Source organism: Chryseobacterium sp. ON_d1 (assembly GCF_006829085.1).
Taxonomy (GTDB): Bacteria; Bacteroidota; Bacteroidia; order Flavobacteriales; family Weeksellaceae; genus Chryseobacterium.
Genome location: NZ_BJTC01000011.1, coordinates 107370 through 129954 on the forward strand (window position 1 = coordinate 107370; position 22585 = coordinate 129954).

Below are 22585 nucleotides of genomic sequence, written 5' to 3' on the forward strand. Positions count from 1 at the left end.
TAATTATATAGTATAAAATTGGCCAAAACCGTCTTCAAAAATATATTACAAATTTTAATTATCCTAATTTTTAACAATTTTTTAGCACAGAAAACTCCTGAAAAATTGCCTAAAAATGCGGTTAATGATACTATTTCCAAAAAGGATACCATAGTTGTAAAAAAAGAATCTTTAAATGATGTTCTTCGAACAAAGGCAGACGATCAGAGAAGAGATGTTCCGAAAAAAATGACATTCCTGAATAAAAACGCACAGGTGAAATATCAGGATATGCAGATTGATGCAGATTATATCTCAATAGATGATAATAAAAATCTTATCTATGCCAGAGGAAAACAGGATTCTTTAGGGAAAATAATTGAGCCCGTAATCACGACCCAGGCCGGAAAAAAATACGAGACCAACGAATTCAGCTATAATACAAAGACGAAACAGGCTATTGCTTTCAATGCCCGTACAGAAGAAAGCGAAGGGGTAATTATAGCCCAGAAGACCAAAAAATATAATGATTCGGTATTCGCAATGAGAAAAGCGGATTATACAACGGATGATTATTTCATTAAGAAAAAAGATACGGCTGCGGATTATTTTATGAGAGCTTATAATATTAAGCTGATTAAAACCAAAACAAAATCCCAGATCGTTACAGGTCCTATCCAGATGTTTATCGAGCAGGTGCCTACCCCTCTGTATCTTCCGTTTGCCATTTTACCGTTTTCCGATAAAAGAGCTGCCGGAATTCTGATCCCGAGTTTCGGGGAAAGAGAAGATGTGGGTTTCTTTCTGAACGGGATAGGATATTACCAGCCTATTGGAGAACACTTTGATCTTAAGGTTTTAGCGGATATTTATACAAAAGGAAGCTGGAACTTGCGCCCTCAGGTAAACTATCAGAAAAAATACCGGTACTCAGGTAACTTTACTGCAGATATCGGTACTATGGTAAGAGGAATCAAAGGTTTGGACGATTATACCAAGAACAGTACCTATAGAATCAACTGGACTCACTCCCAGGATTCCAAGGCCAATCCTTTTCTTACGTTCAGTGCTTCTGTGGATATTGTAAGTACAAAGTTTTATAACAACCCACTTAACAATAACTACATTTTCAACCAAAATGTACTGAATACCCAACAGAATTCTACGGTAACCCTTACCAAAAGATTCCTGAAGCTTCCGATGACCATTACCGGAACGGCCTCTTATTCCCAGAACTTTGCAACAGGACTGGCAGATCTGCGTCTTCCGCAGATGAACGTAGCAATCAATCAGTTTTATCTGTTTAAATCAAGAACAGGCATCAGACAGGGGCTTCTTGAAAATATTACAGTGAACACAGGCTTCAATCTTACCAATTTTGTAAATACTCAGGAAAATGAGCTGTTTAAAAAAGAAATGTGGGATAAGATGCAGACTGGTCTTAAAAATAATATCGCATTGGCAACCAACACAACAGTAGCCAAATACTTTACATTCAGCTTAAGTGCCAATATTGATAATGCCCTCACTACAAAAACACTGAACAGATATTATGATCCTGTAAAAAATGTAACAGTTGATGAGATTAAGAAAAACTTCAGCGGATACTCTACCTTCTCTACTTCTGCCAGCCTTCAGACTACATTGTACGGGATGCTGAAATTCAAAAAAGGATCCGCAGTGGAGGCCGTAAGACATATGATGACACCAAGCGTTAGCTTCACATATTCTCCGGATTTTTCAAGTCCTAATTTCGGATATTACAGGAACTATTATAATGCTACCGGAGCTTTAACCCCTTATTCGATTTTTGAAAAAGGGATTATTGGAAGTCCTTCCAGTGGGATGCAGGGGGCATTAGGTTTCAACATTGGGAACAATATTGAAATGAAAATAAAGTCTAAGAGTGATTCTACAGGAGTGAAAAAGATTAAAATCTTTGAATCTTTAAACCTTGCCGGAAGCTATAACTTTGCTGCTAAAGATCACCCTTGGTCTGTATTCTCCATCAACGGACAGTCGTCTTTCTTCAATAATAAGCTTACCGTAAATACCAGTCTTGCGCTGGAGCCTTATAAAATTGATTTTTCATCAGGCCAGGACAACGGAATAAGAACAGAACAGTTCGGTCACTTCAGTGTTCAGGGATTCAATGTTCAGTTATCATATCCTTTAAGCAGCGAGATTTTTGGGGAGAAAACAGATTATGCTAAAAAATATTCATCAAAAGGAGAGGTTCGAAATGAAAATTATTATTTTGATGATGATCATTATGCTCATTTTGATCAGGCCTGGACTTTAAATATCAGCGCTAACTATGCTTACTCCAAAGGACTGAGCAGATTTGCCAATAAAATTGCATCTATCGGACTAGATGGCAGCATCAAGCTTACTCCTTACTGGAATATCAACGGAAGTACCCATTATGATATGGTGACTAAAGAATTGGCATATACAAGGATCGGTTTTTCGAGAGATCAGCGAAGCTTTACAATCAACTTCAACTGGGTGCCTTTCGGTCAATATAAGGTGTATGACTTCTTTATTGGCATCAAAGCCAATATCTTAAGTGATGCCTTAAAGTACAAAGACAGAAGCTTTACCCAGCCTAATGCGCCTTTCTAATATCAGATTGGCATTTGTAAATATAAATTTTATATTTGCAACCAAAATAAATTCTAATGAGATCACTGCAAGACAGATTTTTTATAAAGAATAGAGTGGGCAGTGACAGTATATGAGCTTAAAAAAATTAAATATCCACATATGAAACAAATAATCAACACCGTGAATGCACCTGCAGCTATCGGACCTTATTCACAAGCTAATATGGCCAATGGGGTTTTATACATCTCCGGACAGATTCCTGTAGATCCTGCAACGGGTAAATTGGTAGAGGGAATTGAGAAAGAAACGCATCAGGTAATGAAAAACCTTGAGGCGATCCTTACAGAGGCCGGAATGACTTTTAAAAATGTTGTAAAAGCTACCATCTTCCTTAAGAATATGGATGATTTTGCGGTAATGAATGATATCTATGCATCTTACTTAGATTCAGAAAGCTATCCTGCCCGTGAAACAGTACAGGTTTCATGTTTGCCTAAAAATGTGGATATTGAAATTTCTATGATCGCACATCAGGATTAATGAACTTTATAAGAAATACAGTTGCGGTTCTGATAGGTCTTGGTATTGCAGGACTTATTATCACTCTTGGTATAAGGGCTTTTCCGCAATGGGTAACTTTTGAGGCTTTCGCTCCGTTTGAGCATTGGCAGAGATTTCTTTTCAGCATGAAAGATGATAAGGCATTTTTTGGCTTCCTTTTATTCATTTCCGGACTGGGAACTACTATTGGAGGAGTCGCTACAGCCATTATTGTCAAATATGCTAAAGTGGCTTATGCTATTCTGATAGGGTTTATCATGCTCTTTATTGCTATGCTGGATGTTATTATTTTTCCTTATCATCCTACATTTTATAAAATTTCTATTTTCCTTACCTTTTTCCCTTTTTCCTGGATTGGCGGTAAGATTGTAGAAGTGATCTATGAACGGAATAAGAAAAAGAGGATTGCTGAAAAAATGAATAATAAATAAAAAAACGCTGCAGGTTTTTGCAGCGTTTTTTTGTTGATATGAAAAACTAATTTTGTTTTCTTAATTAAGGCATTTTGAATCCTCTCTGGTAATTTCTTCCGTAGTCGTCCATGTATTTTATTTGAGCGGTTCCGGAGAACTTAGTCAGTAAGTTTTCTACGTCTTTCTGTGAGTTGACAGGTTTTCCATTGATCTCTGTAATGATATAACCGTCTACAATTCCTGCTTTGGCCATCTCACTTCCTTCTATAACGTTTTTAGCAACAACTCCGCTATTTAAGCCGTAATAAGCTTTTGTTCTGTCATCAATGCTTTGGAATTCTGCTCCGATTTTTTCCGTCACGCTAAGATCTGCTTTTGTTCTTGTGGAAGTCCCGCCTTTTTGGTCTCTAAGCGTTACGTTCGTTGTTCCTTCTTTACCATTTCTCAGATAAGTTACCTGTACTTTATCACCCGGACGTTTGCTTCCGATAGACATAGAAAGATCTGCAAAATCAGTAATGTCATAGGTATCTACTTTGGTAATAATATCACCTTTTTTCAGGCCTGCATCTTCAGCACCACTGTTTTCACCAAATCCTGTAATATAAATTCCGGACCCTACTTTTAGGTTCGTTTTATATTGCTGATTGTAGGAGCTTACCAATTGATCATTTGAAAGATCCAGAGACTGTACTCCTAAGAATCCTCGCTGTACAATTCCGAATTTCTTGATATCCTCAACAATTTTTCTGGCAAGGTTGGACGGAACTGCAAATCCATATCCCTGATAGTATCCTGTAGTAGACTGAATTGCCGAGTTGATCCCGATAAGTTCACCATTGGTGTTCACCAATGCACCACCTGAGTTACCCGGGTTGATCGCAGCATCCGTCTGGATGAAGCTTTCAATAGGATTAGCGGCTTTTCCCTGGCTTCCAAGGATTCCAATACCTCTTCCTTTTGCAGAAACAATACCTGCTGTAACTGTAGAATTTAACCCAAGTGGGTTTCCTACTGCAAGAACCCATTGTCCTACTTCAATATTGTCAGAATTTGCAAAATTTAAATAAGGAAGTCCTTTCTCTTCAATCTTTAATAAAGAAATGTCTGTATTAGGGTCTGTTCCAACCAAAGTAGCAATGTAAGACTTCTTGTTGCTTAATACGACTTCTAGCTTATTAGCGCCTGCTACTACGTGGTTATTAGAGATAATATATCCGTCCGGAGAGATGATGACACCAGAACCCATTCCAGATGGCATGTTATCAGGAGCCTGTTGCTGCTTCTGTCTCTGCTGGCCTCTTCCTCCACCGAAAGGATCTCCAAAGAAAAAGTCGAACAGGTCTTGCTCTGAAGCTCTGCTTGAAGTTCTGCTTTGGTAATTTTTAATGGTAACTACAGCTGGAACGGTTGTTTTAGCTGCTTTTACAAAATCATCACCTACTGCTCCCGTATTCATTCCTGCGAATGAGGTGTTTGGTGCTGATGTTGTAAAATAAGATTGATCTCCATTGTTGGAGTTGTGTCCGAAATATTGTAGAGCTCCAACGGTAGTAGCTCCGGAAATGACTCCAACTACTGCAAATGGTAATAGTTTTTTTAAAGTACTCTTCATTGTATATCTTTCTTGTTTATTAATTAATTTCTTTTTTATGTTTTTGAGTAAACAAATTTAATGTTAAATAAGTAAGCAATTAGTATGCTATGTTTCAATTTTAACTAAAATTTAACGGCTATTATATCATTTTGTGTCTTAAATCATAATTGTTAATGTCACAGTTAACAAAACTTAAAAAAAAATTAAGGAAAATATGTCAGACTTTCACAAGATAGGACATCATATAATATTCATGCTGATCATTCATTTCTTATTGCATTGATTGGTGTCATAAATATACTTAATTCAAAAATGATTATCTTTGCAAAAATTTTATTCTCACTTAAAACGTTTATAGCATGCAACTGTATAACACCTTAAGCGCAGAAGAAAGAGCTAAACTTATTGATGAAGCCGGTAAAGACCGCCTTACTTTGTCTTTCTATGCGTATGCCAAAATTGAAGATCCCAAAAAATTTCGCGACGAATTATTTATAGCCTGGAATGCACTGGATGCTCTTGGCCGTATTTATGTTGCTACTGAAGGAATCAATGCTCAGATGAGTGTTCCTGCAGACCAGTTTGAGGCTTTTCGTAATACGCTGGAAGTTTATGACTTTATGAAAGGAATCCGTTTGAATGTAGCGGTAGATCAGGACAATTATTCTTTCTTAAAACTAACCATTAAGGTCAGAAACAAAATTGTTGCTGACGGTCTTAATGATGAAACGTTTGATGTTACCAATAAAGGGATTCACCTAAAAGCCCAGGAGTTCAATAATCTTCTTGAAGATCCGAATACCATTGTAGTGGATTTCAGAAATCATTACGAAAGTGAAGTAGGACATTTCGAAGGAGCGATTACTCCGGATGTGGAAAACTTCAGAGAAAGTTTACCGATTATCAATGAGCAGTTACAGGACTTTAAGGAAGATAAAAACCTATTGATGTATTGCACCGGTGGAATCCGATGTGAAAAAGCAAGTGCTTACTTCAAACATCAGGGTTTTAAAAATGTATACCAGCTGGAAGGAGGAATCATTGAATATACACGCCAGATTAAAGAAGAAGGAATAAAAAGTAAGTTCATTGGTAAAAACTTTGTATTTGACCACCGTTTAGGGGAGAGGATTACAGACGATATTATTGCACAGTGCCACCAGTGCGGTAAGCCTTGTGATAACCATACGAATTGTGCCAATGACGCTTGTCATTTATTATTCATCCAATGTGACGAATGTAAAGCTGCAATGGAAAACTGCTGTTCTGCAGAATGTCTGGATACCATACATCTGCCCTGGGACGAACAGGTGAAACTAAGAAAAGGCCTGCAGGTCGGAAATAAAGTCTTCAGAAAAGGAAAATCAGATGCCTTGAAATTTAAAAAGTCTGGTGATTTACCTGACCAACCTCTGGCAAAAGCTGAAACAAAGAATATCCGCCAGAAGATTGCTGTGAAAAAAGAGCTGATTGGAAAGGCTGAACATTACTACTCAAAATCAAAAATTGCACAGTTCTTAATTGAGAATAAAGATCTGTCTGTAGGAGATAAAATATTGATTTCAGGTCCGACAACAGGAGAGCAGGAAGTTACCATTACTCAAATCTATGCTAATGGTGGTCCTTGTGAAACCGCGAAGCCTGGAGATCAAATCACTTTCGAGCTTCCTTTCAGAGTTCGTTTGTCTGATAAGCTGTATAGAATTTTGGATAACGCATAATCCAAAACCTCTCGGGTAAAAATTATGTCAGTTAAAACAACTTGATAATGATGCTGAAAGCTGAGCTTAGAAAAAAATATACCCAAAAAAGAAAAGCCTTGTCTGATGATGAGGCTTTCTTGTTATCACAGAAGATTTTTGAAAATTTTATTCAGTATTTCAATCCGAAAGAAGGGGAAAAAGTACATATTTTCATCCCTATTTCGGCAAGAAAGGAAATTGATACCCAAATCTTCATTCAATATTTTTTAGCACAGAATATCCGGGTTTATGTACCTAAGATTGTTGCTGATCAACTGATTAATATTGAGATCTTTAAAGACACTGTTTTTGAAACTAACAGCTGGGGAATTTCAGAACCGGTTTCCAATGAAGATTCCGTTGAAAATGACTTTCATTATGTCATTACCCCATTGCTGTATTGTGACAGGAAAGGAAATCGGGTAGGATACGGGAAAGGATTTTATGATGGTTTGTTTCAAAGTATATCTCCGGACACCAAAAAAATCGGAGTCAATTATTTTGACCCCGATGAATATGTGGATGATGTCTGGGAGAATGATATTCCCCTTGACTATTTGGTCACTCCTACAGAAGTGCTGTCTTTCTTAAGCGGTTTGGAATAAAAATCCAGAAAATAAAATTTAAATTCTTTTTTAAGTTTTGAAGTTGACAGCAAAATGTATTGTGCATTCTTTTCAAAGCTTCCGAGAGACTTGTTTTTATTGTCAAAATACTCAACATTGAACTTGGCGTAATCCAAAGTATCCTTTTTGTAAAATTCTTTATAAACATTCAGGTTACTTACTTTTGCCGTCTTTACTTTCATGCTGTCCAGCTCTTTCAGCAGTTTTTTGAATGTCAACGAATCCGGTTTGTGGAAATAGCTTTCCATTTGTGAGTAAATGACAGTATCTATTTCCGTATTTCGATTTCCGGTCAGATAAAGAGTTGACAGGTCAAGAAGTTCCTGAACTTTCTGTTTGGTGATGGAGTTAATGGCCTGCATGCTATCCATCTGTACAGCAGGATAGCTTTTTTCATTGTTGCTGTTTCGTAGTTTATCGAGGTCGCTTACCTCTGAAGTTTTATTGTTACAGGCAATAAATAAAGTCAGAAGCACGGTGAAAATTAAAAAATTATTTATTCTTTTCATCTGTGGTAGCAATTTTAAATTTAATGGATACAATCTTACCTTTGATATCCTTTTTCATTTCTATTACATTCAGGTTTTTCAGAGAGGTTGTCGGAGTGGTTACCAGCGTAATGTATTTCTGTTTATCCAGCCTTTCTATTCCATAGGTATCATTGTCATATACCTGATAGATAACCGCATTGCTGCTGATAAGGTTTTCCAGCTGATTTCTTTTTTGCTTTATAAGAGCCACCTGTTCATCAGGATTTCCTCCTTTGATGTCTTTTATTGAGAAATAATAGACCGCCATCTTATAATCGTCCGGTTTCAGCTCTATTTTTTCCTCCTCGGGGGCGTTTTCAAGATTTCTGTTTACTTCAAGCGGCTCATAAAAAGGAGCGCTGATGCGCATTTTCAGATTTTTATCTTTGGTAGAATAGTAAAAACACTCTCCTGGTTTTATTTTATACATTAATGGAGATTCATTTTCTTTGACCACCATTATTTCTAAGGTATTGATTACAGAAACTCCTCTGTCTTTATCGATGAAACAATATTTATATGTTTTTGAAAAAAGTACATCTTTGAATCCTAAAAGACCTGTGATGGCAATAAGAACTGAAGTGACAAGTGCCCAGGCGTTCTTTTTGAAAAAGTTTTTCTTAGGTGCAACGGATGAAATTGTTATTTCATTGGTAGTTGGTGTTTTTTGTGTAATGTATTGATTATCAGTATTTGATTTTTGTAAATCGGAAATTTCTGCAGTGTGTGCGTCGGTTTTTTTAGGCTGAAATTCCTCTTTTGGAAGTTCAAGAGCAGCAGATACTGTTTTTTCCAGTTCCTTGATTTCTTCTTCCTCAAGGTTTTCATTTTCCAGTAATAATTCTCCGGCAAAAAGATGCTGTTTCTTGAAATCATACCATGAGCCGTACCCCGCATAAATACTCAATAAATTGAGCATGTCTATTCTTGGTAATTTAGTGACCGGTGAAGTTTTGAAATAGGTATAAAATGACTTTTCACTGATGTTGCCTTTCGCTTTTTTGCGAAGGTCTTCCTGGAAATATATGATATCAATACCCTTCCACTTGGAAATATCATCCTGTGAAGGGGTGTGTTCTTTTAAGTATTGACCCTGGACATCCTTTTTTAGCTGTTCAAAGTGAAGTAGATCTAAGTCTGTCAATTTTTTTTAAAATAATTAAATTGTTGATTATCAGCTATGTTTTTTTGTAAAACTATTTTACAAAGGTATTACAATTATTTTTCATAGACAAATTTTCTAACTGCTCTACCTTTGTCTTGTTCAAATAACAGAACAGAAGAAAATTTTATAAAACAATATTAACAAAATTAAATTTAATTTATTATGAAAAAGTCATTATTCGTAGCTGCTATCGCTGCAATCTCTCTAGTTGCTTGTAAAAAAACTGAAGCTACTTCTACTGAAGGAGCAACTGATTCTGCTGCTGCTAACGTAGCTGATTCTGCTGCTGTAGTTTCTGATTCTGCTGCTAAAGTTGTTGATTCTGCTGCAACTACTGCTGTAGAAGCTACTAAAGATGCTGCTGCTGCTACAACTGCTGCTGGTGCTGAAGTTGCTAAAGATGCTGCTAAAGGAGCTGGAGAAGCTGCTAAAGGAGCTGCTGATGCTGCTAAAGGTGCTGCTGACGCTGCTAAAGATGCTGCAAAAGACGCTGCTAAGAAATAATTCTAGCATACGCTTAACAATAAAAGAACCGTTTCACCCAGTGAAACGGTTTTTTTATGTTTTGTCATTGTGAGTCTAAGGCGAAGCAATTTATACAATTACACCAACTGTTTATCCTTTTTTCTGTTTCAAAGATTCATAGCAGGTAATCGCTACTGCATTACTCAGATTTAAAGAATCAATACTTCCTGCCATAGGAATCAAAGTGTTTTTTCCTTTCCCAATCCAGAAATCACTTAATCCGGAATGTTCTGTACCGAATAATACGGCAGAACGTTGTCTGAAGTCTCTTTTGTAAAGATCTTCGGCACTTTCATCCATAAGCGTTGTGTAAATATTGAAACTGTTTTTTTGAAGGAATTCAAATGTCTCTTCATTTTCAGCCTGGTATACTTCCATCCCGAAAAGGCAGCCTACACTGGATCTGATCACATTAGGATTATAGAAGTCGGTTTTTCCGTCAGCGACAATTAACGCATCAATTCCAAAAGCTTCACAGCTTCTTAAAATGGCTCCAAGATTTCCTGGTTTTTCGACCCCTTCCACAATAATCACCGTAGAATTTTCTTTAGGGTTAAATGAAGAAAGTGGAGTGTCTTTTGTCTGGTAGATCCCGATAATACCTTCTGAACTTCCTCTGTAAGCAATTTTTTCATATACTTTCTCGCTTACATAATGGATTTTTCCACCGGGAAGGCTCCCTTTAAAGATATTTTCGCAGATAAAAAACTCCAGAGGCTCAAAATTATACTGCATTGCCCTTTCATTTTCCTGCTGGCCCTCTACTACAAAAACTTTTGATTTTTTACGAAACCTGTTGTCAGTAAGGAGCTTAGTGACATTTTTTATTTTATCGTTTTGAAAACTTTCTATCAACATTCCGCAAAATTATGCAAAATTTATGATTGAATTTCTCTGGTTTTGATAAAAAGGCTTTTCCAGGTGACCTCAAACGGGATTTTATTTTTTCTTTTAAACCAGATGATAACTGCAATCAGGACTACAATTGATATCAGTTTATACAGATTTCCATAGAGATTTCCTGAAACATTTTCCGATACATTAAAGATTTCCCAGTACAGATTCATAAAGAAATGAAGAAATATGGCGGTCCATAAGTTGAATTCCGACTCAAAATAGGCCCATGCGAAGAATATTGATCCTAAGAACGTAATGGTAAATATCTCAATAAGCTCTTTTATATTTTGACTTTGGTATAAATGCACCTGCGCAAATAGCAGTGAACCGAATAAGGCAGATGATAAAAAACCAAGTCGGGTAAAGCGATATAATGCTCCAATAAGAAAAGCTCTAAAAATGATCTCTTCAAAAAATGCTGATGAAAAGGTATTGATAAACAAGGTTTCCAAATTTATTTTACTGACTGCTTTAAAATGAATCATATATCCGATAAGCATAGGAAGCGTTCCGATAACCGCAAAAGAAAATCCTTTGATAACAGGCCTGTTTAATGAAAGCAGATCTGAAATATTTCTTTTGGGTAACAAAATTTTTAATGTAGCCATCAGTGGAATTAAAGTTACTGAATAAGCTATTATATGGGCAATGGCTTTGCTATGAAACCAATTTTTTGAAAACGTCTGAATGTTTTTAAAAAAGAAAAAATCGAAGAAATAATAGATTGTAAAACCTAGAATAAAGATGAAAAAGAAGCGGATGTTTTTACTCATGTCTGTTAAATTTTGAGCAAAAATGTGGCTTTAAATCTATGCTTTCATTTTAATGTGATGAATAACAAAGAAGAGTGACGAATGACAAAAATTATGGATTCTGCTGTTGTAATTGAGGAATAATTGAAGGAATAAAACTTCTGGAAACCGGAATTTCAAAGTCAATTTCCGGAAGAATTAATTTGTAACCCTGAGCATTTCCTTTGAGATTTTTTACTCTTCTAAGATTGACAATATAGGAACGGTGGCATTTTTTGACAGAATCAGTTTCGATTTGTTGTAAAGCATTAGAAAAGCTTATTCTGATCAATGTTTTTTTTAAGCTGTTATTCTCCAAAAAGTAAAACGTACAGTAGTTTTCCATGGACTGAGCGCAAAGAAAATCTTTTTCATTGATCCTAAGCTCTGTATTCTGGGCTGATATTTTTAACAGATTCTGTTGTTGTTCAGGAGATGGAACGGGAAGATGTTGAGAAATAGTGTGTGCTTTCTTTTCGTTAATATTCTTTAAATAGATGTACCGGGATAAAATATAGATGATTGAAATTGGTATTCCAACGGCAAGGGAATATAGGAACATATAAAAATAATTGCCCAGGTCAAGTTCTACGTGGCTTAAGAATAATGAATTGTAAAAGTAGGATAGAACTGAACCAAAAAATAAGATGAAAATTATTTTTAAAAGCTCTGCACCAATATTCCAGTGGGTAAAACGGAAAGTTATAAGATTGGCCATTAAAAATACTGTTCCAAAGATTACGCAATAGGGAAAAAGTAGTAAGAATTTGTAAGGGTGTTGAAAGTTTTCCGTGCCAAAAGGCTGAAAAATAATCAGAAACGAATACACAGAAACTCCTGCTCCCAGCGAAGAAACTAAAATTTCTTTGAAAGATTCGGATTTGGGGTAAGGATATGATGCAAAAGAAAACATACAAACCGGGATTTAGCTTTCTGATGGTTCAATAAGATTACTATTGTCAATGAGACTTTGCGGCAGATCTTTTTTATTTTTAATTCCTAATGATTTCAGTTTTTGGGTCTGGACCACAAGGTTGTCATTTCCGGTGTAGAGCTGTTTATAAGCATCATTATAAACATTTTTAGCCTGATCCAGATTTCGCCCTACTTTTTCCAGATTTTCTACAAAGCCTACGAATTTGTCATAAAGCCTGGCGCCGCGTTCAGCAATTTCTATGGAGTTTCGGTTTTGATATTCACGTTTCCACAGATCGGCAATCAGCTTCAGGGAAGTGATCAGATTGCTTGGATTAAGAAGCAGGATTCTTCTTTCATAAGCATAATTCCAAAGATTCTGATCTGCCTGCATTGCTGCGATATAAGCCGGCTCACTAGGAATGAACATCATCACGAAATCCAGTGATTTTCCATAATCATCATATGCTTTCTGACTTAGCTGGTTAATATGGTTCTTGATAGATCCAAGGTGCTGGTTCAGTTTGATAGCATATATATCAGCGTCAGTTTCATCTACCAATTCTGTGAAAGCCGTAAGAGAAACTTTAGAGTCAATAATCACGTTTCTTTCATCAGGATATTTGACCACGGCATCAGGACGCATTTTCTTCCCGGAGAATTCTGAGAATAAAGCTTTATTGTCTTCATCACGTAATTCATGTTCCAGGAAATATTCTCTTCCTTTTACCAGTCCGGATTTTTCCAGAATACTTTCCAGAATCATCTCCCCCCAGTTTCCCTGGGTTTTACTTTCTCCTTTCAGAGCCCGGGTAAGTTTTTTAGCATCTTCAGAAATCTGCTGGTTCAGTTCTGCCAGCTCTTTCACTTTTTCTGCAAGAGAGAAACGTTCTTTATTTTCCTTTTCATAGGCTTCATTGACTTTGTTTTTTAAGTCAGCAATTTTCTCCTGAAAAGGCTCAAGGATATTTTTTAAGTTATTTTGATTTAAAGTAGTAAACTTTTCAGTTTTCTCTTCTAAAATTTTATTGGCAAGGTTCTCAAACTGGAGTTTAGAATCTTCCTGGATCTTGATAATTTCTTCTTTCTGAGTGTCGAGAGACTGTTGCAGACCTTCATTTTTGGCAGAAAGTTCAGAGTTTTTAGCAAAAAGGGTCTGCTTTTCCAGGATATGGTTTTCTATCTGAGAAGTCTGTCTCTGATTGATTTGTTTTAATTCCTGAAACTGAATATTTAAAGCAGAATATTCGGCGGAGACTTTAGAAAATTCATTTTTCAGATCATCCAGTAAATCCTGCTGCAAGATATTGGTCTCTTTCTCTTTGCTAATATTCTGAAGAAGTTCCTGAATTTTCAGGTTTGAATTTTCAAGATCAGACTGGGTTTTAATCGATAAGCTATTCAGCGTATCATAAGAACTTCTTGAAACCATAGATGATTTCAACACAAAATACAATATTACTGCGCCTAGTATACCACCGGCAATTAACCCAATAATTAAATATATCATCTCCATCTTCCAAAATTATGAAAAAAGGCTGGAAGCTGGAAGAAGGATGTTGGAAGTTACTTCTGTGCAGGTAAGAACTGACTGTTTTTTTAAGTAATGTCAATGTTTTTTTAAAGGTGTATAAAATGAAGAACAATTGTTTTATATAAGACTCCATTATCTCCCTCTTCCATCCTCCGGCCTCCTTTCTTAATTAGAATACCTATATTTATAGGAAATTTCAGAAACTTATGAATATTTTGTTGGTAGAAGATGATCAAAGAATCAGCAATTTTCTGATAAAAGGCCTTTCAGAGGCCGGTTACAATATGACCCTTGCAGATTCAGGAGAAAAGGCACGCGAACTTCTTCACAGCTATGATTTTGATATTATATTAATGGATATCATGCTTCCAGGTTTGGATGGGATGCAGCTTACACAAGTGATAAGGTTTAAAGGAAATTATACTCCAATTCTCGTATTAAGTGCTTTGAACAGCCCGGATGATAAAATCAAAATGCTGGACATGGGCGCTGATGATTATCTGTCAAAACCATTTCATTTTGAAGAATTGATTTCAAGAATCAAAGCGCTAACCAGGAGAAATAAACTGAGCTACCAGAAAGAAGATCAGTGTTTATCATGTGGAAATATTACTATTGATACAGATCTTCATAAAGTGACACAGAATGATAAGGAAATAGAATTCTCGCCTACAGAATACAAGCTTTTTACTTTCCTGATGGAGAATAAAAATAAGGTGCTGAGCAGAACCCAGATTTTACATAAAGTATGGGGAATTGATTTTGATAATACGACGAATGTAGTGGATGTCTATATTTCCTATGTGCGTAATAAAATTGATGAAACAGAGCAGAAAATTATTCATACCGTAAAAGGAACAGGATACTTGATTAAAGACTGAAAATGACTCTCAGAAACAGGTTTACCCTTATTTCAAGCCTTTCATTTGGCATTGTCTCTATCATCACATCTGCGGTGATATTCTTTGCCTATTATGACAGTACCAAGATTTTTTATTTTGAAAAACTGAGAAATACGGCCCTTATTTCTGCTATTTATTATCTGGAAAAAGATGAGCTTCCTAAAGATCGGCATGCCCAGATCAAAAAAGAATACAATCATCTGATTCAGAACAACAGGGTTGCGGTTTACAATCAGAATAACAAGGTAACTTTTGGACATAATCTGAATGATAAGAATATAAAACTTTCTCATTTGAAGGCTGTAAGAAATAATAAAGGTCTGCAGTTTATGTCTGATAACCAATTCTATTATGGTATTTTTTATCCGGACAATCAGGGTGACTTTGTCGTTTTTGTAAAGTCCCCGAATGATTCTTTTCAGTCGCAGATCCTGAGACTGGCAATCATTATGCTTTCTGTGCTGATAGTGGGACTCTTAGTGATCTATTTCCTGAGCAGATATCTTTCGAAGGTCGTTTATAAGCCTATTTCGAATGTAGTGGAACGCATTAATAAAGTGGATTATAATAATATTTCTACCGCAATTACTTCTACCAATACCAATGATGAAGTCGAAGAGCTTATTAAATCTTATAATAAACTGCTGGGAAGAATTTCTGAAAATGTACTCTTACAGCAGAACTTTATCAATTATGTTTCTCATGAATTTAAAACTCCCTTAGCAGCTATCTCTGGAAATCTTGAAGTTTTCGCCCAAAAGGACCGGACTCCTGAAGAATACAGAGAGGTGGCAAAAGAGTCATTGGAAAATGTATATGAGATTGAAAATATTCTTAACAATCTTTTGCTGATGTCCGGAATGACAAAACTTGAATCTTCTCATCAACCAATGAGAGTGGATGAGCTGATCTGGAAAATCTATGAAAAACTGGAACCCAAAGCAAAAGAAAACAATTCATCCATTAAAATAGAGCTTAAGGTAACAAAACCCGCTTTGCTGGAATTTCCGGGAAATGAGACCCTGTTGTATCTGGCATTGTATAATATTGTAGAAAATGCCATCAAATATTCTTTTGATAAACCTGTCGTGATTACATTATCAGAAAAAGACAGCCAGCTGCATATCCGGGTAAAAGATGAAGGAAGAGGAATTCCTTCTGAAGATCTTGCCAAAATATCTGAAACTTTTTACAGAGGAAAAAATGTAGATACGGTGAAAGGCAGTGGAATTGGCCTTTCTCTTTCAAAAAACATCTTTGATCACCATAATATTCAGATGGAAATTGATTCTATTGTCAATGTTGGAACAAGCGTTCTTCTTAAATTTCCTGTTCATTTTTGATTGTGCTATTCGAGAAAATGTTCATGTTTTTCATGTTTTAAAAAAGTTCTAATCAAACTCTAATGTTGAACTAACCGAATTTTAATTTTGTTTAAAATTCCGTCTAATCTTAGACAAATAGCTTTGTGGTCTTAAAATAAGAGACCTTGAAGAAGCTATTTTTTACCCTATTTTATATTCATTGTTTCAGTTTCTTTTCAGCGCAGATTTCAGATACCATGAAGATCAGCAGAAAAGAGGCTGAAACGCTTTTTTTGACTAAAAACCTGGATCTGATTGCACAAAAGCTTGACATTTCACAAGCTGAAGCAAGAGCTGTTCAGGCTAAATACTGGCCCAATCCCAAATTAAGTATCAGCGAAGTTAATCTTTGGAGGACCTATGATATTGAAGAACAACCCGCATTGATTGGAAACTGGGGGAAAAACAGCCAGATTTCTGCTGAGATAGAACAGGTGATTCAGACTGCGGGTAAAAGACGGAAAAATATTGAACTGCAGAAAATAGAAGTGGAAGGAGAGAAGTATGAGCTGCAGGAAGTCTTACGGGAGCTTAAGAAAACACTGAGAAATACCATTACCGAAATTCTTTACAACCAGGAACAGCAGAAGATCTATCAGGGACAGATTGCTTCCATTGAAAAATTAACGAAATCATACAATAACCAACTAAGCCTTGGAAACATCAGTAAAGCTGAATATGTCCGTCTGAAAGCACAGGAAATTGAATTCAAAAAGAAACTGATTTCATTAAAACAGGAAATTGAGGACCAGCAGGTTGAGCTTAAAGCCTTATTGATGCTGCCGTCACAGTCTTATCTGATTATTTCTGATCCATTCATCATGCCTGAAAAACAACTTTCAGAGCTGGAAGTGACCCAATGGATGGAAAAAGCTAAAGAAAACCGTCCTGATATTCTGATCGCAAAGAATAATGAAAAGCACGCTGCCAAAAACCTGGAAATTCAAAATGCCATGAAAACTCCGGATGTTGCCCTTTCTATAGGATACGACCGGGGAGGAAATATCATGAAAGACTTTATAGGATTAGGAATTTCTATGGATCTGCCCATTTTCGACCGAAATAAAGGAAATATCCAGGAAGCCAAACTGGAGATTGAGAAAAGCAAATTGGAGACCCGTAAAAATATGCTGAAATCAGAGAATGAAATTATCTCTGTTTTCAGGAACTATATCCGGACGCAGAAAGTTTCAGAAGAGATCGATGAAAATTACGAGTCTACACTGGACGGTTTGCTGGTAAGCCATGAGAAAAACTTCAGACTAAGAAATATCAGCATGCTGGAGTATATGGATTTTCTGGATACTTACATAGGAAACAAAATGATCATACTGGATACTAAAAAAGAACTTAATCAATACTACGAAAACCTGCAGTATGCTGTAGGACAAGACTTATAAGATATGAACAAGAATACTACTCAATACATTGCTGCCATCTACCTGTCTGCCTTAGTAATCTTTACAGGTTGTACCGGAGAAAAAGAAAATAAAGAAGCTGAAAAAGGCTATTGCATCAGCAAAGAGCTTAAGAAAGATATTAAACTGGCTAAAGCAGAAATGCTTCCCATAGAAGAAAGTATTACGCTCACCGGAGAAGTGGAAAGTAATTCGGACAAAACAGTTCCTTTTGTAAGTCTCGTGGACGGAGTGGTGATTGATACTTATTTCTCCCTTGGAGATTATGTGAAAAAGGGGCAGACACTGGCGAGCGTAAAGAGTACCGCTGTAAACGAAATGCAGGATGATACGCAGACTCTTCAGGCTCAGCTGGCGGTTGCGAAAAGAAAGCTGTCTTCTGTAGAAGCGATGTATAAAGATGATATTGCCTCTCAGAAAGATTTACAGGAAGCACGTTCTGAAGTCGCCATATTGCAATCTAATATTTCCAAAACGCAGAAAAATATGCAGCTGTACTCAGCAGGAGGAAATACCATTCAGATAAAAGCTCCGGCAGACGGATATGTTATTTCAAAGAATATTTCCAAAGGAATGCCTGTTACCGCTGGGGGAGAGCAGCTGTTTACCATTTCCAATCTGGACAAAGTCTGGGTAATGGCGAATGTATACGCTACCAATATGAGGCATGTTTATGTAGATCAGCCTGTAGTGGTAAAAACACTGGCTTATCCGGATGACAGTTTCTCTGGTAAAATCAACAATATTTCCCAGGTCTTTAATGAAAATGAAAGAGTGCTTAAAGCCAAAATCATTATGGATAATAACGGAATGAAGCTGAGACCCGGAATGTCTGCAGATGTTGTACTGCCAATTAATTCACAGAATAAAAGCGCATTGGCTATTCCTGCAAAGGCTTTGATCTTCGATAACAATCAAAGCTATGTAGTCGTGTATAAAAAAGACTGTGAGCTTGAAATCAGACCTGTCACTGAAATTGCTTCCAACAGCCGGTATATTTATATAGAAGGAAATTTAAAGCCAGGTGAAAATATCATCGCTTCCAATGGGCTGCTGATCTATGAAAACCTGAAAAACCAATTAAATAACTCCACGAAGTAATGCGAAAATTTGTACAGAATATAGTTTCCTTCTCTTTAAAAAACTCACTGATCGTTCTTTTGGGAACTTTTCTTTTGCTGGCCGGAGGAATCTATTCCTATATGCATACACCTATTGAAGCATTTCCTGATGTTACCAATACCAGGGTGAGGGTTATTACCCAATGGCCGGGAAGAAGCGCTGAAGAAATAGAAAAATTTGTCACCTTACCTATATCAAAGGAAATGAACGCTATTCCGAATAAAACATCGGTACGCTCTATTTCCCTGTTCGGGTTATCTGTGGTAACGGTTATCTTTGATGATCATGTCAATGATTTTTATGCACAGCAGTACGCTTCCAATAAACTCGGAAACGTAAATCTTCCTGCCGGAGCAGAATACAGCATTGAACCGCCTTCCGGGGCAACCGGTGAAATTTACCGGTATATCATCAAGAGTAAACTTCCTATTAAAGAAGTGACTGCCATTCAGGATTGGGTGGTTGAAAGAGAATTGCTTGCCGTTCCCGGGGTAGCTGATGTAGTAAGTTTTGGTGGAGAAGAGAAAACCTATGAAATAAAAATTAATCCTACGGAGTTACACAATTATGACCTTTCCCCCCTGGATGTGTATGAAGCGGTTTCGAAAAGTAATATCAATGTAGGAGGAGATGTAGTGGCAAAAGGAGATCAGGCCTATGTAGTGCGGGGGATTGGTCTTTTGGAGAGAAAAGAGGATATTGAGAATATTCAGATAGAGGTTAAAGGTTCTACCCCTATTTTGGTGAAACATGTTGCAGAGGTAAAAGTTTCTGCAAAACCGAGATTAGGACAGGTAGGGTATAACAAAGAAAATGATGTTGTAGAAGGAATCGTGATTATGCTTCGTGGTGAAAACCCAAGTGAAGTGATCGCAAAACTGAAAGACAGAATTGAACAGCTGAACGGGGGAGAGCTTCCCGGTGATGTTCAGATTGTTCCCATCATCGACCGTACAGAACTTGTAAACACTACGGTTCATACTGTTTCCAAAAATCTTGTTGAAGGAGTTATTCTCGTTTCTGTCATTGTATTTATTTTCCTTTATAACTGGAGAACGACTTTCATTGTAGCTTCAGTGATTCCTCTGGCTTTCCTGTTTGCTATTATTATGCTTAAAATTCAGGGGTTGCCAGCCAACCTGATTTCCATGGGAGCATTAGATTTCGGATTGCTTCTGGAAGGAACACTGGTGATTGTGGAACATGTCTTTGTTGCCCTCGAGCTCAAAGCGAAAAAGATAGGACTGCGGAGATTCAATAAAATTTCGAAGCTGGGAATCATCAAGAAAAGTGCAGGAAGTGTGGCAGGCTATATTTTCTTCGCTCTGTTGATTCTTATTGTTGCCCTGATGCCGATTTTCTCTTTCCAGAAAGTAGAAGGTAAGATGTTCTCTCCTCTGGCATTTACTCTGGGATATGCACTGTTAGGATCCTTGATCCTGAGTTTGACTTACGTTCCGGCAATGTGTAAACTTTTACTGACTAAAAATATTGAAGAGAAAGAAAATTTTATTTCAAGATTTTTCAGAGTCAATATCTATAGAATCTATGAATTCAGCGACCGTCACAAAAAAGGTTTCATCATTGGTTTTGTTGCTTTGCTTGCCATTTGCGGCTGGAGATTTTCAAATTACGGGTCTGAGTTTTTACCCAAACTGAACGAAGGAGCCATTTATGTAAGGGCAACCCTTCCCAACAGTGTCAATCTGGACGAGTCAGTACGGTTAACTAAAGAGATGAAAGAGATTTTAATGAAATATGATGAAGTAAAATTTGTTATGACGCAGACCGGCCGTCCCAACGACGGAACAGATCCCACCGGTTTCTTTAATATTGAATTTAATATCCAGCTGAAACCTGAAAATGAATGGAAGAAAAAAATATCCAAGGAAGAACTTCTTGAAGAAATGAGAGTTTCACTTGAAAAGTATCCGGGAATCAACTTTGGATTCAGTCAGCCGATACAGGATAATGTAGAAGAATATGTGGCAGGGGTAAAAGCTCCGCTGGTCATTAAAATTTTTGGAAATGATCTTTTCGAACTTGAAAATTATGCCAATAAAGTGGCCGGTTCCATCAGAACAGTTTCCGGAATATCAGATGTAAATGTTTTCAAAAATATCGGACTTCCGGAATTGAGAATACAGCTTCATGATTCCAAAATGGCAAAATACGGGGTTTCTACTGCGGATGCTCAGGCTGTTATTGAAATGACAATTGGCGGGCAGGCTGCTACCAAATTCTACGAAGAGGAAAGAATGTTTGATGTAATGCTGAGATTTGAAAAACAATATCGGGATACACCTGAAAAGATGGGAAATATCCTTATCCCGACTCAGGATAACAAAAAGGTTCCACTGAAGGAAATCGCCACCATTGATTATCATACCGGACCGTCATTTATTTACCGGGAAGGAAACAGCAGATATATCGGAGTAGGATTTAATATTGAAGGGCGTGATCTCGGAAGTACCATCAAAGAAGCAAAAGAAAAAGTAGAGAAAGAAGTGAAGCTTCCGAAAAATCATAAGATGACGTGGGCCGGTGAATTTGAGAGCAAGGAAAGAGCAGCAAAACAGCTGGCTATGGTTGTACCGATTTCTTTAGTTCTTATTCTGATGCTGCTGTATTTCAACTTCGGAAATATAAAAGACACATTGATTTCGTCCATTACACTGGCATTTGCATTTATCGGAGGATTTTTATCCCTTTGGTTTACGGGAACTATCTTCGGAATTTCAGCAGGAATCGGTTTTATCATTCTTTTCGGAGTGGCAACTATTGACGGAATTGTTCTGATTGGGGTGATGAAAGAGAACCTGCAAAACAGAATGTCTCTTAAAGAATCCATTGCAGAAGGAGTAAAGAGCAGAATTCGTCCTGTGGTGATGATCGCCCTGATGGGATCTATGGGACTTCTTCCTGCCGCTATGTCAAACGGGATGGGTTCCGAAATTCAGAAGCCTTTAGCCATTATGATTGTAGGAGGATTGATTGTCTGTATGCTGCTGTCATTCACAATATTGCCTATTATTTTCCATTATGCCTACCGTAAAAAGGCATAAGGAAGTACTATAGTTTCTTTTATTTTGTTCATTATGAGGTCGGGATCCGTGAGGAAGATCCCGGCCTTTTTTTTGTTATGAATTCTTTGTAAATTCCAATATTTCAATATTCTTCACTATATCATTGCTCTCACATTTTTTAAGCTCTTTTAGAAGAGTAGGAGTGAGGATTTTTGGATTCAGAATTTGAGTGGCAACTCTGGCGGCTGCATAATCAACAATACCGGTTACTGATTCTCTTAAGAAATTCGGAGTATTGGAGGCAATCACAGCGGTAGCCCAGGAAGTATCTCTTGCTTTGGAAATAGCAAAATCAAGTACGGCATTATCTTTCCCATTCGAAAGTTTATCAATAAGATCTACAGGATAGCAGATTTTATTCAGTGAATCCTGTACGTTCTGATTAATGGAAGCAATGACGCTATTAATGTTTTCAAAATCTCTTTTCAATGGGTTTATCTTTCGGTAAGGCATAATAGATGCAGCGGAAATACCCAGATCCAGATTGATATGTGCATTCATTCCCAAAAAAATATGCTGTAAGATCAGAAGATCTTTATTCTTTGTGGCTTCGAAGGCGATATACCATGAATTGGTACATTTCTCTCCCTTGCTGTAACTGTCCCATGCCTGAAGATACCTCTGTGCAAAAGCAATATCAAGCGAAGTCATCCTCGGATTGTCTTCAAATTTTTTCTGCTGAATTCCTTTCAGAACCTGTGCTGTCATAATTCGGTAAGTGCATGCAAAATATCCTGCAGTACTTTTATTTTCCTTGCACCAGATAATAATCTCATCCAGTTTTTTCAGAACTTCCTCAATGGTTTTCATG

Annotated in this window: 19 protein-coding genes; 11 read left to right on the forward strand and 8 right to left on the reverse strand. The window is 36.9% G+C overall.

Features of this window, described 5'->3' with window-relative positions:
- Positions 1 to 18 precede the first annotated feature (18 nt).
- The 3 genes from CRS_RS17560 (at position 19) to CRS_RS17570 (ending at position 3578) form a co-directional block, all read left to right on the forward strand.
- Positions 19 to 2604: a putative LPS assembly protein LptD gene (locus CRS_RS17560; RefSeq protein WP_142725305.1), complete on the forward strand. Its 2586-nt coding sequence runs from the start codon at positions 19 to 21 to the stop codon at positions 2602 to 2604.
- A gap of 141 nt (positions 2605 to 2745) precedes the next feature.
- Positions 2746 to 3126 (forward strand): RidA family protein, encoded by a 381-nt coding sequence (locus CRS_RS17565; RefSeq protein ID WP_027380362.1) that lies wholly within the window; start codon positions 2746 to 2748, stop codon positions 3124 to 3126.
- Positions 3126 to 3578 carry a hypothetical protein gene (locus tag CRS_RS17570; RefSeq protein ID WP_142725306.1) on the forward strand — a complete coding sequence of 151 codons (453 nt, stop codon included), beginning with the start codon at positions 3126 to 3128 and terminating at the stop codon, positions 3576 to 3578. The genes CRS_RS17565 and CRS_RS17570 overlap by 1 nt, the downstream gene beginning before the upstream one ends.
- Before the next feature lie 64 nt (positions 3579 to 3642).
- On the opposite strand, the gene CRS_RS17575 is transcribed toward CRS_RS17570, so the two are convergent.
- Positions 3643 to 5175: a trypsin-like peptidase domain-containing protein gene (locus CRS_RS17575; protein ID WP_142725307.1), complete on the reverse strand. Its 1533-nt coding sequence runs from the start codon at positions 5173 to 5175 to the stop codon at positions 3643 to 3645.
- Between the two features lie 341 nt (positions 5176 to 5516).
- On the opposite strand from CRS_RS17575, the gene CRS_RS17580 reads away from it, so the two are divergent.
- Together CRS_RS17580 and CRS_RS17585 are read left to right on the forward strand one after the other, a co-directional pair.
- Complete coding sequence (locus tag CRS_RS17580; protein WP_142725308.1) at positions 5517 to 6878, forward strand: rhodanese-related sulfurtransferase; 1362 nt, start codon at positions 5517 to 5519, stop codon at positions 6876 to 6878.
- A gap of 47 nt (positions 6879 to 6925) precedes the next feature.
- Positions 6926 to 7504, forward strand: coding sequence for a 5-formyltetrahydrofolate cyclo-ligase (locus CRS_RS17585; protein ID WP_308463717.1), 579 nt, complete (start codon positions 6926 to 6928; stop codon positions 7502 to 7504).
- Here the strand turns inward: CRS_RS17585 and CRS_RS17590 are convergent.
- A complete protein-coding gene (locus CRS_RS17590; RefSeq protein ID WP_142725309.1) occupies positions 7453 to 8034 on the reverse strand; it encodes a hypothetical protein in 582 nt (193 codons plus the stop codon). The two genes, CRS_RS17585 and CRS_RS17590, sit on opposite strands and share 52 nt — an antisense overlap.
- Positions 8018 to 9199, reverse strand: coding sequence for a hypothetical protein (locus tag CRS_RS17595; protein WP_142725310.1), 1182 nt, complete (start codon positions 9197 to 9199; stop codon positions 8018 to 8020). Before CRS_RS17595 ends, CRS_RS17590 begins: the two co-directional genes overlap by 17 nt.
- Before the next feature lie 183 nt (positions 9200 to 9382).
- On the opposite strand from CRS_RS17595, the gene CRS_RS17600 reads away from it, so the two are divergent.
- Positions 9383 to 9724 carry a hypothetical protein gene (locus tag CRS_RS17600; protein WP_142725311.1) on the forward strand — a complete coding sequence of 114 codons (342 nt, stop codon included), beginning with the start codon at positions 9383 to 9385 and terminating at the stop codon, positions 9722 to 9724.
- Positions 9725 to 9835: 111 nt separating this feature from the next.
- Here CRS_RS17600 and CRS_RS17605 read toward each other — a convergent pair whose 3' ends face one another.
- The 4 genes from CRS_RS17605 to rmuC form a co-directional block, all read right to left on the reverse strand.
- Entirely contained in the window at positions 9836 to 10603 is a 768-nt protein-coding gene (locus CRS_RS17605) for an RNA methyltransferase (RefSeq protein ID WP_142725312.1), read from the reverse strand.
- Positions 10604 to 10623: 20 nt separating this feature from the next.
- A complete protein-coding gene (locus CRS_RS17610) occupies positions 10624 to 11415 on the reverse strand; it encodes a CPBP family intramembrane glutamic endopeptidase (protein WP_142725313.1) in 792 nt (263 codons plus the stop codon).
- A gap of 91 nt (positions 11416 to 11506) precedes the next feature.
- The gene (locus CRS_RS17615) at positions 11507 to 12346 is read right to left on the reverse strand and encodes a LytTR family DNA-binding domain-containing protein (protein ID WP_142725314.1); all 840 of its coding nucleotides are present in this window, start codon (positions 12344 to 12346) and stop codon (positions 11507 to 11509) included.
- A gap of 12 nt (positions 12347 to 12358) precedes the next feature.
- Positions 12359 to 13864, reverse strand: a complete 1506-nt coding sequence (gene rmuC / locus CRS_RS17620) for a DNA recombination protein RmuC (RefSeq protein ID WP_142725315.1) — start codon at positions 13862 to 13864, stop codon at positions 12359 to 12361.
- Between the two features lie 224 nt (positions 13865 to 14088).
- Here rmuC and CRS_RS17625 point away from each other — a divergent pair, with 224 nt between their 5' ends.
- The 5 genes from CRS_RS17625 to CRS_RS17645 all read left to right on the forward strand — a co-directional run bounded on the left by CRS_RS17625 (position 14089) and on the right by CRS_RS17645 (position 21753).
- Positions 14089 to 14763: a response regulator transcription factor gene (locus tag CRS_RS17625; protein ID WP_142725316.1), complete on the forward strand. Its 675-nt coding sequence runs from the start codon at positions 14089 to 14091 to the stop codon at positions 14761 to 14763.
- Between the two features lie 2 nt (positions 14764 to 14765).
- A complete protein-coding gene (locus CRS_RS17630; RefSeq protein WP_142725317.1) occupies positions 14766 to 16127 on the forward strand; it encodes a HAMP domain-containing sensor histidine kinase in 1362 nt (453 codons plus the stop codon).
- A 146-nt stretch (positions 16128 to 16273) separates the two neighbouring features.
- On the forward strand, positions 16274 to 17548 hold the full coding sequence (locus CRS_RS17635) for a TolC family protein (RefSeq protein ID WP_142725318.1): 1275 nt from the start codon (positions 16274 to 16276) through the stop codon (positions 17546 to 17548).
- Between the two features lie 3 nt (positions 17549 to 17551).
- Positions 17552 to 18667 (forward strand): efflux RND transporter periplasmic adaptor subunit, encoded by a 1116-nt coding sequence (locus CRS_RS17640; protein WP_142725319.1) that lies wholly within the window; start codon positions 17552 to 17554, stop codon positions 18665 to 18667.
- Positions 18667 to 21753, forward strand: a complete 3087-nt coding sequence (locus CRS_RS17645; RefSeq protein ID WP_142725320.1) for an efflux RND transporter permease subunit — start codon at positions 18667 to 18669, stop codon at positions 21751 to 21753. The genes CRS_RS17640 and CRS_RS17645 overlap by 1 nt, the downstream gene beginning before the upstream one ends.
- 75 nt (positions 21754 to 21828) lie before the next feature.
- On the opposite strand, the gene CRS_RS17650 is transcribed toward CRS_RS17645, so the two are convergent.
- Positions 21829 to 22584, reverse strand: coding sequence for a DUF5995 family protein (locus CRS_RS17650; protein ID WP_142725321.1), 756 nt, complete (start codon positions 22582 to 22584; stop codon positions 21829 to 21831).
- Position 22585 lies beyond the last annotated feature (1 nt).

Excerpts from the sequence above, each read along its gene's own strand:
- CRS_RS17605 (WP_142725312.1), bottom strand. The coding sequence starts at position 10,603 with ATGTTGATAGAAAGTTTTCAAAACGATAAAATAAAAAATGTCACTAAG.
- CRS_RS17565 (WP_027380362.1), top strand. The coding sequence starts at position 2,746 with ATGAAACAAATAATCAACACCGTGAATGCACCTGCAGCTATCGGACCT.
- CRS_RS17580 (WP_142725308.1), top strand. The coding sequence starts at position 5,517 with ATGCAACTGTATAACACCTTAAGCGCAGAAGAAAGAGCTAAACTTATT.
- CRS_RS17610 (WP_142725313.1), bottom strand. The coding sequence starts at position 11,415 with ATGAGTAAAAACATCCGCTTCTTTTTCATCTTTATTCTAGGTTTTACA.
- CRS_RS17640 (WP_142725319.1), top strand. The coding sequence starts at position 17,552 with ATGAACAAGAATACTACTCAATACATTGCTGCCATCTACCTGTCTGCC.
- CRS_RS17615 (WP_142725314.1), bottom strand. The coding sequence starts at position 12,346 with ATGTTTTCTTTTGCATCATATCCTTACCCCAAATCCGAATCTTTCAAA.
- CRS_RS17625 (WP_142725316.1), top strand. The coding sequence starts at position 14,089 with ATGAATATTTTGTTGGTAGAAGATGATCAAAGAATCAGCAATTTTCTG.
- CRS_RS17570 (WP_142725306.1), top strand. The coding sequence starts at position 3,126 with ATGAACTTTATAAGAAATACAGTTGCGGTTCTGATAGGTCTTGGTATT.
- CRS_RS17600 (WP_142725311.1), top strand. The coding sequence starts at position 9,383 with ATGAAAAAGTCATTATTCGTAGCTGCTATCGCTGCAATCTCTCTAGTT.
- rmuC (WP_142725315.1), bottom strand. The coding sequence starts at position 13,864 with ATGGAGATGATATATTTAATTATTGGGTTAATTGCCGGTGGTATACTA.
- CRS_RS17650 (WP_142725321.1), bottom strand. The coding sequence starts at position 22,584 with ATGAAAACCATTGAGGAAGTTCTGAAAAAACTGGATGAGATTATTATC.
- CRS_RS17645 (WP_142725320.1), top strand. The coding sequence starts at position 18,667 with ATGCGAAAATTTGTACAGAATATAGTTTCCTTCTCTTTAAAAAACTCA.
- CRS_RS17585 (WP_308463717.1), top strand. The coding sequence starts at position 6,926 with ATGATGCTGAAAGCTGAGCTTAGAAAAAAATATACCCAAAAAAGAAAA.
- CRS_RS17590 (WP_142725309.1), bottom strand. The coding sequence starts at position 8,034 with ATGAAAAGAATAAATAATTTTTTAATTTTCACCGTGCTTCTGACTTTA.
- CRS_RS17575 (WP_142725307.1), bottom strand. The coding sequence starts at position 5,175 with ATGAAGAGTACTTTAAAAAAACTATTACCATTTGCAGTAGTTGGAGTC.
- CRS_RS17630 (WP_142725317.1), top strand. The coding sequence starts at position 14,766 with ATGACTCTCAGAAACAGGTTTACCCTTATTTCAAGCCTTTCATTTGGC.